Origin of the sequence: Streptomyces sp. NPDC001231 (assembly GCF_042896885.1) — a bacterium.
Taxonomy (GTDB): domain Bacteria; phylum Actinomycetota; class Actinomycetes; order Streptomycetales; family Streptomycetaceae; genus Streptomyces.
This window is the reverse complement of sequence record NZ_JBIAXS010000008.1, coordinates 154001-166057: the sequence shown is the minus strand read 5'-3', so window position 1 is coordinate 166057 and position 12057 is coordinate 154001. Positions and strand designations below refer to the sequence as shown.

The window sequence follows — 12057 nt, the reverse complement described above, 5'->3', positions numbered from 1 at the left end:
CTTACTTCTCCTCGGTGGTGCGGGCTTGCGGTGCCGGTTCCATACCGCCGAGCAGCAGGTACAGCACGGCCATGCGGATGGAGACGCCGTTGGTGACCTGCTCGACGGCGGTGCAGCGGTCGGAGTCCGCGACCTCGGCGGTGATCTCCATTCCGCGGACCATCGGGCCGGGGTGCATCACGATGGCGTGCTCGGGCATCCTGGCCATCCGCTCGGCGTCCAGCCCGTAGCGCCGCGAGTACTCGCGCTCGGTCGGGAAGAAGGCGTCGTTCATCCGCTCGCGCTGCACGCGGAGCATCATCACCGCGTCGGACTTGGGCAAGGTGGCGTCGAGGTCGTAGGAGACCTCGCAGGGCCAGGACCCGACGCCGACCGGCAGCAGGGTCGGCGGGGCGACCAGGGTCACGTCGGCGCCGAGGGTGTGCAGCAGGTCGACGTTGGACCGGGCCACCCGGCTGTGCAGCACGTCGCCGACGAGGGTGACGCGCCTGCCGGACAGGTCCTGGCCGATGCCCGCGTCCCTGCCGACCAGCCGGCGGCGCAGGGTGAAGGCGTCGAGCAGGGCCTGGGTGGGGTGTTGGTGGGTGCCGTCGCCGGCGTTGATGACGGCGGCGTCGATCCAGCCGGAGTTGGCCAGCCGGTACGGGGCCCCGGAGGCACCGTGCCGGATGACCACGGCGTCGACGCCCATGGCCTCCAGGGTCTGGGCGGTGTCCTTCAGGGACTCGCCCTTGGACACCGACGATCCCTTGGCGGTGAAGTTGATGACGTCCGCGGACAGCCGCTTCTCCGCGGCCTCGAAGGAGATCCGGGTGCGGGTGGAGTCCTCGAAGAAGAGGTTGACGACGGTGCGGCCGCGCAGGGTCGGCAGTTTCTTGATCGGCCGGTCGGCGACCCGGGCCATCTCCTCGGCGGTGTCGAGGATCAGGACGGCGTCGTCGCGGGTGAGGTCGGCGGCCGAGATGAGATGACGCTGCATCTGTCAGGCTCCGTAAGGCGGTTCATTCGGGAGAATTGGGGCAGACGGGCGCGTGCGAGGGCACACGCGCGGGGCGTACGGCGATACGTACGCGCGCGTGTTACGGCTGGTCGCCCTGGGCGGCCGGCTTGGCGCCGAGCAGCACGGTGTCGCGACCGTCCTCCTCGGTGAGCAGGACCTTGACCGTCTCCCGCAGCGACGTGGGGAGGTTCTTGCCGACGTAGTCGGCGCGGATCGGCAGTTCGCGGTGGCCGCGGTCGACGAGGACGGCGAGCTGCACCGCGCGCGGACGCCCGATGTCGTTCAGGGCGTCGAGGGCGGCGCGGATGGTGCGGCCGGAGAAGAGCACGTCGTCGACGAGGACGACGAGGCGGCCGTCGATGCCGTCACCGGGGATCTCGGTGCGGGCCAGCGCACGCGGGGGCTGCATGCGCAGGTCGTCGCGGTACATGGTGATGTCGAGCGAGCCGCAGGGGACCTTGCGCTCGGTGATCTGCTCGAGTTTGACGGCGAGCCGTTGGGCGAGGAAGACGCCCCGGGTCGGAATGCCGAGGAGCACCACGTCGTCGGCGCCCTTGGCGCGCTCGACGATCTCGTGGGCGATGCGGGTCAGCACCCGCTCGATGTCGGGGCCCTCGAGAACGGGCCGGGCATCGGACGCTTGCGCGGTTTCGTGCGAGTCCATAAGAAACGGACCTCCTTCTCCGCCTCACGGGACGGACCTTAAAGGACGTCGGAATTGCGCCATACACGCTACCAGGTGCCGGAGACCTCCCCGATCACCCCCTTGGCGCAACGGGCCGCGGTTACCACGGAGGCGGCGCTGCGGACCATTCCGCTTGACGCGGCAGAGTAACGCTGCGTAACCTCACAGTGAGTTACCAGCCGCGCGGCGTGGCACCCGAGCCCGTCGCGTCGACACAGTGTCCGGGGAGCCATATGTCCAGCGAATACGCCAAACAGCTCGGGGCCAAGCTCCGGGCGATCCGCACCCAGCAGGGCCTTTCCCTCCACGGTGTCGAGGAGAAGAGCCAGGGACGCTGGAAGGCGGTCGTGGTCGGTTCGTACGAGCGCGGCGACCGTGCCGTGACCGTGCAGCGCCTCGCCGAGCTGGCGGATTTCTACGGGGTCCCCGTGCAGGAGCTGCTGCCGGGCACCACCCCGGGCGGCGCCGCCGAGCCTCCGCCGAAGCTGGTCCTGGACCTGGAGCGGCTGGCCACGGTGCCGGCCGAGAAGGCGGGCCCGCTCCAGCGCTACGCGGCGACGATCCAGTCGCAGCGCGGTGACTACAACGGCAAGGTGCTCTCCATCCGCCAGGACGACCTGCGCACACTCGCCGTCATCTACGACCAGTCGCCCTCGGTCCTCACCGAGCAGCTGATCAGCTGGGGCGTGCTGGACGCGGACGCGCGCCGCGCGGTGGCGTCCCACGAGGAGAGCTGACCGCTCGACAGACCTAGCAGAAACGTGCCGCCGGGGTGGCCGGAACCGTTTGGTTCCGGCCACCCCGGCGGCTTTTCCGCGGCCCTGAAGGGGCGGGGGCGGCCCTGGTGGGGCGGGCGCGGTCAGGTGGGGCCGGGGGCGTGCACACGGACGCCGAGGGGCCCGCAGCAGTCGTGCTGCGGGCCCCTGCGAGTCCGTGCGGGCACCGGCTGCGGGCCGGGCCCCTCTCACACCTGGTCGCGGCGGAGAGAGGGCTTGAGTTCCTTCAGACGGCCCAGCAGGCCGTTGACGAACGAGGGCGAATCCTCTGTGGAGAACTCCTTTGCCAGCTGCACCATCTCGTCCAGCACGACGGCGTCCGGGGTCTCGTCGACCCAGATCAGCTCGTACGCGCCGAGCCGCAGAATGTTGCGGTCGACGACCGGCATACGGTCGAGCGTCCAGCCGACCGCGTACTGCGCGATCAGCTCGTCGATCCGGGTCGCGTGCTTCGCGTAGCCCTCGACGAGCTGCATCGTGTACTCGCTCACCGGTGGCTGCCGGGTGTCGGTCCGGGAGAGCCGGATCCAGTCAGCGAGGACCGTCAGGACGTCGGCGCCGCGCTGGTCACCCTCGAAGAGGATCTGGAAGGCACGCTTGCGGGCCGTGTTGCGGGCAGCCACGGTTAGCTGTTCACCCGGCCGAGGTAGTCGCTCGTACGCGTGTCGACCTTGATCTTCTCACCGGTGGTGATGAAGAGCGGGACCTGGATCTGGTGGCCGGTCTCCAGGGTGGCGGGCTTGGTGCCACCGGTGGAGCGGTCGCCCTGGACGCCCGGCTCGGTCTCGGCGACGGTCAGCTCGACGGCGGCCGGCAGCTCGACGAAGAGCACCTCGCCCTCGTGCTGGGCGACGGTGGCCTCGAAGCCCTCGATCAGGAAGTTGGCGGTGTCGCCGACGACCTTGCGGTCGATGTGCAGCTGGTCGTAGGTCTCCATGTCCATGAAGACGAAGTAGTCGCCGTCCATGTAGGAGAACTGCATGTCACGCTTGTCGACGGTGGCCGTTTCGACCTTGACGCCGGCGTTGAACGTCTTGTCGACGGTCTTGCCGGAAAGCACGTTCTTGAGCTTGGTGCGCACGAAGGCCGGGCCCTTGCCGGGCTTGACGTGCTGGAACTCGACGACGGACCACAGCTGGCCGCCGTCGAGCTTGAGCACCATGCCGTTCTTGAGGTCGTTCGTGGAAGCCACGGTTGCGGAATCTCCTGGACTGACGTACGACCCGGGGGCAGGCGCACAGCGCGAGGCTAGAGCGCGAGGAGCTCCTTGGTCGTGATGGTGAGTAGCTCGGGTCCGCCGTCCGCCTCGGGGCGTACGACGAGCGTGTCATCGATCCGGACACCGCCCCGGCCCGGGAGGTGGACCCCCGGTTCGACGGTGACCGGCACGCAAGCGTCCAGTTTACCCATGGCCGAAGGGGCCAGCTGCGGGTCCTCGTCGATTTCGAGTCCGACCCCGTGCCCGGTGAGGGGTTGCAGGCCCTCGGCGAACCCGGCCGAATCCAGTACCTGGCGTGCGGCGCGGTCCACGTCGCGGTAGGCGGCGCCGGGGGCCAGGGCCTCCCGTCCGGCGCGCTGGGCTGCGAAGACCAGGTCGTAGAGCTGGATCTGCCAGTCCGCCGGGGACGTGCCGATCACGAAGGTGCGGCCGATCTCGCAGCGGTAGCCGCGGTAGGCGGCGCCCAGGCACACCGTGAGGAAGTCGCCCTCCTCGACCCGCCGGTCGGTGGGCCGGTGGCCGCGGCGGCCGGAGTTCGGGCCGGTGGCCACGGAGGTCGGGAAAGCGGGTCCGTCGGCGCCGTGGTCGACGAGCCGCCGCTCCAGCTCCAGGGCGAGATGGCGCTCGGTGCGGCCGACCAGGATCGACTCCAGCAGCTCGCCCAGGGCCTGATCGGCGATCTCGGCACCGATTCTCAGACAGGAGATCTCCTCCTCGTCCTTGACGACCCGGAGCTGCTCGACCGCGCTGCCCAGGTCGGTCAGACGCAGCCCGGGCGCCACCGAGCCGAGGGCGCGGTAGCGGGCCACCGTGAGGTGGTGCTCCTCCACGGCGAGCGAGTCGGCGCCCTGCGTCCGGGCGTGGTCGGCGGCGGCGACGGCCGGGTCGCCGCCGGGGGGTTGGGACAGTACCTGCACGCGCAGCGCCTCGTCGGGACGGCCCTCGCTGGGCCGGTCGTCCGGCGGGCTCTGGCACACGAGCAGGTCCTCGAGCCTTCCGAGAAGCAGGACGGCACCCTGCGGGGCCGCCCCCGCGAGGTACCGCACATTGGCGGGACGAGTCACCAGCGCCGCCGCGCTGCCACCCGCGTTGCAGCGCTCCCTCAGCCGGGTCCGGCGGGCCGCGTACACCTCTGACATGAACCGAGCGTAAGAGTCATGGCTCAATATCGCCGTTCGAGAGGTCCGAGTGGGTCCCCCGGATCCCGGGTTCGGGGTGCCGGGTGCCGTGTCCGGCGGTCGGGCCGCCTGCCCGGGCCCGCCGGGCGCGGCCGAGCCCTACCAGTTCGGGGGGCTGGCGATGGCTCGGGACAGGACCTCGTCCAGGACTCTGGCCGTGGCCGGGACGTCGAGTTGGGAGTTGTCGATGATGGGGAGGCCGGATCCGTACCAGCCGGCCATGCGGCCGTGGATGCGGGCGACCTCCTCGTCGGTCAGCCGACGGTTTCCGGAACGCTCGGCGTTGCGTTCCAGGACGATGTCCAGGCCGGGCAGCAGCACGACCGGGAGCAGGCCGGGGCCGACATGGCGCTTCCAGCCGCCGAGCCCGACCACCGGGCGGTCGGGGAAGACGGCGTCGTCGAGGATGCACGAGATGCCGTTGGCGAGGAAGTTGCGGGCGGCGAAGCCGCAGGTGCGGCGGGCGAGGCGGTACTGCGCCTCGGAGTGGTCGTTCCAGCCCGACTGCGGGTCGGCGAAGCCGGAGCGGACCCATTCGCGGACGTCGTCGAGGCTGATGTGCGCGGTGGGCACGCGGCGGTGGTCGGCCCAGTACTTGGCGACGCTCGTCTTGCCCGCGCCCGCCGGCCCGATGAGCAGCACCGCCAGCGTGGTGGTCGTCGGGTCGGGCGCGGTCTGGGCCGGCGGCACGCTGGGCATGCCGACGGGACCACCCGGCGGCAGCCGGACATGTCCGGTGGCGTCCGGCGCGGGCGGCACGCCGGGCGGCGGGACCGCGGGGACCGACTGGTGGGGGCTCTGGGGGTGCGGCCTCTGGGGCTGCGGGTTCTGGGGGTGCGGCGCGGACGGGGGCGGGCCCTGAGGACGCGGTACCGACCGGGGCGAGCCCTGGGGATGCGGTGCTGACGGAGGCGGCCCCTGAGGCTGCGGGTTCTGGGGATGCGGTACTGACGGAGGCGGCCCCTGAGGCTGCGGGTTCTGGGGATGCGGTACTGACCGGGGCGGGCCCTGAGGGTGCGGCGCCGACGGAGGCCGACCCTGGGGATGCGGTGCCGACGGGGACGGCCCCTGGGGGTGCGGACTCTGAGGACGCGGCGCCGGCGGAGGCGGCCCCTGGTGATGCGGTGCCGACGGGTGCGGGCCCGGCGGTTGCGGTGCCGGGGCTCCGGGATAGCCGGATGCCGGAGGCGGCGGGGGCACAGGCGCGGAGCCCGGGTGCCGCGGCCCCGGGTGATGTGCGTCCGGCGCCCAGCCGGCGGCCGGTCCGTGCCCCGGCTGGCGGGGCGGCGGCAGCGGTGAACCCACTGCGTGCTGCATCCGGTGCGACTCCGTCTCGTACGGGGCAATTGGCGCCGGCAGCGGGTCCGAGCCCCGCCGCCTACCGAACGGTACCGTCCCCGGCCGCCATATGGTGAACGGCCGGGCGCGGTCCGAAGTGCCCGTCGTGGCAGGCAGAACGGGGCGGATGCCGCTCGGTGGGACTTACTGTCCGACCTCGCCGTACGCGGCGAGCAGCACGGCCGGGTCGGGTCCCTCCAGGACGGTGGGCTTGGCGAGGCCGTCCAGGACGATGAAGCGCAGCAGGTCGCCGCGGGACTTCTTGTCGACCTTCATCGTCTCCAGCAGCTTGGGCCACTGGTCGTAGCGGTAGTGCAGCGGCAGGCCCACCGATTCGAGGACCGTGCGGTGGCGGTCGGCCGTGGCGTCGTCCAACCGGCCCGCCAGACGGCCGAGTTCGGCGGCGAAGTGCATGCCGACGGCGACCGCGGCGCCGTGCCGCCACTTGTACCGCTCGTTCTTCTCGATCGCGTGGCCCAGCGTGTGGCCGTAGTTGAGGATCTCCCGCAGGCCCGACTCCCTCAGGTCGGCGGAGACGACGTCCGCCTTGACCCTGATGGACCGTTCGACGAGTTCTGCGGTGTGCGGGCCGGCCGGAGTCCGGGCGGCCTCGGGGTCGGACTCGATCAGGTCGAGGATCACCGGGTCGGCGATGAAGCCGGCCTTGATGACCTCCGCGAGCCCGGACACGTAGTCGTTGACCGGGAGGGAGTCCAGCGCGGCCAGGTCGCACAGCACACCGGCGGGCGGGTGGAAGGCGCCCACGAGGTTCTTGCCCTCGGCGGTGTTGATGCCGGTCTTGCCGCCGACGGCCGCGTCCACCATGGCCAGCACGGTGGTCGGGACGGCGATCCAGCGCACCCCGCGCAGCCAGGTCGCGGCCACGAATCCGGCCAGGTCGGTGGTGGCGCCGCCGCCCACGCCCACGATGACGTCGGTGCGGGTGAACCCGCACTGGCCCAGCGCCTTCCAGCAGTAGGCGGCGACCTCCGCGGTCTTGGCCTCCTCCGCGTTCGGCACCTGGATGGCGACGGCCTCGTAGCCCTGCTCGGCCAGGTCGGCGCGGAGCGCGTCCCCGGTCTCGGCGAGCGCCTCGGGGTGGATCACGGCGACCCGCTTGGCTTTCTCGCCGACCAGGCCGGTGAGTTCACCGAGGAGCCGGCGGCCCACCAGGACGTCGTACGCCTCGGTGCCGGCCGTGCCGGCGATGTGGATCCGCGTGACCGACTCGCTCATGCTTCCTTCAACTCCAGTGCGTCCAGGGCGGCTTGGGTGACCTCTTCGGGGGTGCGCCCGTCGGTCGGCACGACCGCGGTGGCGACCTCCTCGTACAGGTGCCGCCGGGCCTCCATCAACTCGCGCCACTGCTTGCGCGGGTTCACGGCGAGCAGCGGGCGGGCCACGTTCAGGCCGGTGCGCCTGACGGCCTCCTCGACGTCCATCGACAGGTACAGGACCGGCAGTCGGGCGATCAGCGCCCGTGTGTCCGGGTCCAGGATCGCGCCGCCGCCGAGGGCCAGTACGCCGTCGTGCTCGGCGAGCGCCCGACGCACCGCCTCCTTCTCGGCGGCACGGAAGAACGGCTCGCCCTCGTCGACGAAGATCTCGGCGATGGTGCGGCCCTGCTCCTCGACGATGTCGTCGTCGACGTCCCGGTAGGCGATCCCGAGGCGGTCGGCCAGCATCCGCCCGACGGTGGACTTGCCGACGCCCATGGGTCCGACCAGGACGACGACCGGCTCGGCGCTCACCGGATCGCCAGGTTCTCGAGGTAGGACCGCACGTTGCGGCGGGTCTCGGGCACACTGTCGCCGCCGAACTTCTCCGCGACGGCGTCGGCGAGGACGAGGGCCACCATGGCCTCGGCCACGATGCCGGCGGCCGGCACCGCGCACACGTCGGAGCGCTGGTGGTGGGCCTGCGCGGACTCGCCGGTGGAGACGTCCACGGTCCGCAGGGCCCGCGGCACGGTCGCGATCGGCTTCATCGCGGCGCGCACCCGGAGCAGCTCGCCCGTGGTCAGCCCGCCCTCGGTGCCGCCGGAGCGGCCCGTGGCACGCCGGATGCCCTCGTCGGTGGTGACGATCTCGTCGTGGGCCTGGGAGCCGGGCACCCGCGCCAGGCCGAAGCCGTCGCCGACCTCGACGCCCTTGATCGCCTGGATGCCCATGAGCGCCGCCGCGAGCCGGGCGTCGAGCCGCCGGTCCCAGTGCACGTGGGAGCCCAGACCCACCGGCACGCCGTACGCCAGCACCTCCACCACGCCGCCGAGCGTGTCGCCGTCCTTGTGGGCCTGGTCGATCTCCGCGACCATCGCCTTGGAGGCATCCGCGTCCAGGCAGCGCACCGGGTCCGCGTCCAGCTTCTCCACGTCCGCCGGGGTCGGGTACACGCCGTAGGGCGCCTTGGCCGCGGCCAGCTCGACGACGTGGCTGACGATCTCGATGCCGGCGGTCTCCTTCAGGTACGACCGGGCCACGGCGCCCAGCGCGACCCGGGCCGCGGTCTCGCGCGCGGAGGCCCGCTCCAGCACCGGCCGGGCCTCGTCGAAGCCGTACTTCTGCATGCCCGCCAGATCGGCGTGCCCGGGCCGGGGCCGGGTCAGCGGCGCGTTGCGCGCGAGCTCGGCCAGCTCCGCCGGGTCGACCGGGTCGGCGGCCATGACCTTCTCCCACTTGGGCCACTCGGTGTTGCCCACCATGACGGCCACCGGGGAGCCGAGAGTGAGGCCGTGCCGGACCCCGCCGAGGAAGGTGACCTCGTCCCGCTCGAACTTCATCCGGGCACCGCGCCCATAGCCCAGGCGCCGCCGTGCGAGGTGGTCCGCCACCATCTCCGTGGTGATGGGCACGCCGGCGGGAAGGCCCTCCAGCGTGGCGACGAGTGCGGGGCCGTGGGACTCCCCCGCGGTCAGCCAGCGCAACCTGCTCAACGGTGCTCCTCATGCTCGCGCCTGGAACTGCGACGGCGCGACCGGGTGCGCGGCCCTGGCCCGCCACCTCCGATCCTCCCACGTCCGGACCCCGGCCCCGGTCGCCGGTCCAGCAGTCGGACGCGCGGCGCACAGGCCTGCCCCGCGGCACCGGCATGTCACGTACTCCCGTCGGCCCGTCACGGGCACACGCGAGTGTGTCATTCGGGCCGCGAGGGCCGGCGCTTCCGCGTCGGAGCGGATGCGCCCTGGTCAGCGGGCCGCGAGGGCCTTCTCGCCCGCTTCGCGCATGGCGTGCAGGGGGGCCGGGCTGTGGCCCGTCATCTGTTCGACCTGGAGGACCGCCTGGTGCACCAGCAGGTCGAGGCCGCCGACGACGGCGCCGCCGGCCATGGACCAGCGGGCTGCCAGCGGCGTGGGCCACGGGTCGTAGAGGACGTCGAAGAGCGTGGCGGGCCGTCCGGGTACGGCGTCGGCGAGCGCGTCCGTCGTCCCGGTCGGGGTGGTGGCGATCACCAGCGGCGCCTTCAGGGCCTGCCCGGCGTCCGTCCAGTCCGCCGTGCGGACCTCGACGTCCAGCCGCTCACCCCACTCCCGCATCTCGGCCGCGCGGGTCTCGCTGCGGACGTAGGTGACGACCTCGCCGGTGCAGACGCGGGCGAGCGCGGCCAGTGCGGAGGAGGCGGTGGCACCGGCGCCGAGGATCGCCGCCGAGCCGACCTGCTCGATGCCGTGCTCGCGCAGGGCGGCGACCATGCCCGGCACGTCGGTGTTGTCCCCGACCCGGCGGCCGTCCGCCGTGAACACGACCGTGTTGACCGCCTCGACGGAGGCGGCGGTGTCGCTGATCTCGTCGAGCAGCGGGATGACCGCCCGCTTCAGCGGCATGGTCAGCGACAGCCCGGCCCACTCGGGTCCCAGGCCCTCGAAGAACGAGGGCAGGCCTGCCTCGTCGATCTCGAACCGGTCGTACGACCAGTTCGTGAGCCCCAGCTCCGCGTACGCCGCCCGGTGCAGCACCGGGGAGAGCGAGTGGGCGATCGGCGAACCGAGAACAGCCGCCCGACGGGCGTCAGTTGCCCTTGGTGGCATCGAACTTGTCCTTGAGCTTGAGGAATTCGGCGTACGTCTTGGCGAACTCGGTCTTGTGCAGGCCATCGGTCGCCACGAAATAGATCCAGCCGTCCTGGGTCGGATTCAATGCCGCCTTCAGCGCGTCGTCGCCGGGGCTTCCGATCGGTCCGGGCGGAAGGCCCTTGTGGGTGTAGGTGTTGTACGGGTCCTGGTTGCTGTTGATCTCTTTTTCGCTGATGTGGATGTTGCTCTGGCCCTTCAGGTAATTGAAGGTCGAGTCGAACTGCAGCAACTGGTTGGTCTCGGTGTTGGTCGGCTTCAGACGGTTGTAGATCACTTCCGCCATCTTGCGGAAGTCGTCGTGCGTCTTGCCCTCGGCCTGGACCAGGCTCGCGACCGTGACCAACTGGAACGGGTCGTCCAGGTTCAGTTCCTTCGCCTTGTCGGCGAGCTTGTACCGGATGTAGGCCTCGTCGGCCCGCTTGACCATTTCCTTCAGGACCGCCTCGGGCTTCATGCCCTTGGCCGCGGCATAGGTCCCCGGGTAGAGGAAACCCTCCAGCGGATCCTTGATCTGGCCGTTGTTCTGGGCCCACTTGGGCAGGCCGAGGTCCTTGTACTGCTTCGCGGCGATCTTCTGCGTGGTACCGGCGGCCAGTTCCAGCTGCTTGTCGATGTCCTCGTAGACCAGGGCATTGCGTTCGCCCGGCTTGACCAGGACATTGCTCTGGCTCTTGGGGTCGAGCATCATCGTGATGGCGCTCGCCGCGGACATCTGCTTCTTCAGCAGATAGGCGCCCGCCTGGATCCGGTCTCCATTGGGGTTCTTCGACTGCGCCGCCACGAAGGCGTCGACGCTCTTGACCACGCCCGCCGCCTTCAGCGCCCGGCCGATGTCGTAGCCGCCCGCGCCCTTGGGGATTTCGACGGTCACCATCTCGTTGATTCCGTCGCCCGCGTAGTCCGGGGCGGCGCCGAAACGATTTTGGTAGAACTGGTAGCCGTAGTAGACGACTCCGGCCCCCCCTCCGACGAATACCAGGGCGACGACCAGGCAGGCGCAGCCGCTGCGGCGCTTCTTGTCCTTGCCCTTGCCCTTGCCGCCGCGGCCCTTGCGGTCGCCCCGTCCCCGCCCCTCGTTCGGATCGTCGCCGTCTTCGTCGTCCTCGCCGTCGCCGCCCGCGAAGAACGCGTGGTCGTCCTGGTCGGTTTCGGGATCCGGGTCCCAGTCCGGCCGCGGCTCCGGCTCGGCGCGCCGACGGCTCGGCGGCTCCGGCGGCGGGTAGGCCTCGGGGGTGCCGTAGAGATCGGGCTGCTGCGCGCCGTAGGCCGCGGCCTGCTGACCGTACGGGTCGGCCGGGTCGCCGGGGTAGGCCGGCTGCTGCTGCTCGCCGGTGCCGTCCCAGCCGCCCTGGCCGTAGCCCTGCTGCTGGAGGTGGCCCGCGTACTGCTGGTCGTACTGCTGCTGACCCTGCTGGTCGAACTGCTGCTGACCCTGCTGGTCGAACTGCTGCTGGCCCTGCTGACCGTAGTGCTGCTGGCCCTGCTGACCGTAGTGCTGCTGACCCTGCGGGTCGTAGTGCTGCTGGCCCTGGTTGCCGTAGTGCTGCTGCTGGTACTGCCCGTCGTAGCCGGCCTGCTGCTGATCCCAGTCGCCGTACTGCTGTTGCTGCGGCTGCTGCGGATGGTGCTGCGGCCCACCCCCGTAGGGGGACTGCGGGCCCGCGTGGGCCTGCTGCCCTCCCCATCCGCCGTCCCCGTACAACGGGTCCTCCGGATGCCACGGTTCGGGGCCTGGACCCCGGCCATACTCAGTCATCGATCCCCTAGAGCCGCGAGGCGGCGGTCACACGGC

At 71.5% G+C, this 12057-nt stretch carries 12 protein-coding genes; 1 reads left to right on the top strand and 11 read right to left on the bottom strand.

Annotated features, from left to right (window positions below):
* Nucleotide 1 precedes the first annotated feature (1 nt).
* Nucleotides 2-979, bottom strand: coding sequence for an aspartate carbamoyltransferase catalytic subunit (locus tag ACFY3J_RS12485; protein WP_384175575.1), 978 nt, complete (start codon nt 977-979; stop codon nt 2-4).
* Nucleotides 980-1079: 100 nt separating this feature from the next.
* Nucleotides 1080-1664 (bottom strand): bifunctional pyr operon transcriptional regulator/uracil phosphoribosyltransferase PyrR, encoded by a 585-nt coding sequence (gene pyrR, locus ACFY3J_RS12480; protein WP_225076249.1) that lies wholly within the window; start codon nt 1662-1664, stop codon nt 1080-1082.
* A gap of 254 nt (nt 1665-1918) precedes the next feature.
* On the opposite strand from pyrR, the gene bldD reads away from it, so the two are divergent.
* Nucleotides 1919-2422, top strand: coding sequence for a transcriptional regulator BldD (bldD, locus tag ACFY3J_RS12475; RefSeq protein WP_004990661.1), 504 nt, complete (start codon nt 1919-1921; stop codon nt 2420-2422).
* Between the two features lie 227 nt (nt 2423-2649).
* Here bldD and nusB read toward each other — a convergent pair whose 3' ends face one another.
* The 9 genes from nusB to mltG form a co-directional block, all read right to left on the bottom strand.
* The gene (gene nusB, locus ACFY3J_RS12470) at nt 2650-3084 is read right to left on the bottom strand and encodes a transcription antitermination factor NusB (RefSeq protein ID WP_384175572.1); all 435 of its coding nucleotides are present in this window, start codon (nt 3082-3084) and stop codon (nt 2650-2652) included.
* Between the two features lie 2 nt (nt 3085-3086).
* Nucleotides 3087-3653: an elongation factor P gene (efp, locus tag ACFY3J_RS12465; RefSeq protein WP_141362778.1), complete on the bottom strand. Its 567-nt coding sequence runs from the start codon at nt 3651-3653 to the stop codon at nt 3087-3089.
* A gap of 56 nt (nt 3654-3709) precedes the next feature.
* A complete protein-coding gene (locus ACFY3J_RS12460; protein WP_384175570.1) occupies nt 3710-4819 on the bottom strand; it encodes an aminopeptidase P family protein in 1110 nt (369 codons plus the stop codon).
* A gap of 138 nt (nt 4820-4957) precedes the next feature.
* The gene (locus ACFY3J_RS12455; RefSeq protein ID WP_390840837.1) at nt 4958-6175 is read right to left on the bottom strand and encodes a Pro-rich N-terminal domain-containing protein; all 1218 of its coding nucleotides are present in this window, start codon (nt 6173-6175) and stop codon (nt 4958-4960) included.
* 165 nt (nt 6176-6340) lie between these two features.
* Nucleotides 6341-7432 (bottom strand): 3-dehydroquinate synthase, encoded by a 1092-nt coding sequence (aroB, locus tag ACFY3J_RS12450; RefSeq protein ID WP_390840836.1) that lies wholly within the window; start codon nt 7430-7432, stop codon nt 6341-6343.
* Nucleotides 7429-7947 (bottom strand): shikimate kinase, encoded by a 519-nt coding sequence (locus tag ACFY3J_RS12445; RefSeq protein WP_384175566.1) that lies wholly within the window; start codon nt 7945-7947, stop codon nt 7429-7431. Before ACFY3J_RS12445 ends, aroB begins: the two co-directional genes overlap by 4 nt.
* Entirely contained in the window at nt 7944-9128 is a 1185-nt protein-coding gene (gene aroC, locus ACFY3J_RS12440; protein ID WP_384175564.1) for a chorismate synthase, read from the bottom strand. Before aroC ends, ACFY3J_RS12445 begins: the two co-directional genes overlap by 4 nt.
* A 252-nt stretch (nt 9129-9380) precedes the next feature.
* Nucleotides 9381-10220 (bottom strand): shikimate dehydrogenase, encoded by an 840-nt coding sequence (locus ACFY3J_RS12435; RefSeq protein ID WP_384175562.1) that lies wholly within the window; start codon nt 10218-10220, stop codon nt 9381-9383.
* Nucleotides 10201-12021: an endolytic transglycosylase MltG gene (mltG, locus tag ACFY3J_RS12430; RefSeq protein ID WP_390840835.1), complete on the bottom strand. Its 1821-nt coding sequence runs from the start codon at nt 12019-12021 to the stop codon at nt 10201-10203. The genes ACFY3J_RS12435 and mltG overlap by 20 nt, the downstream gene beginning before the upstream one ends.
* Between the last annotated feature and the right edge of the window lie 36 nt (nt 12022-12057).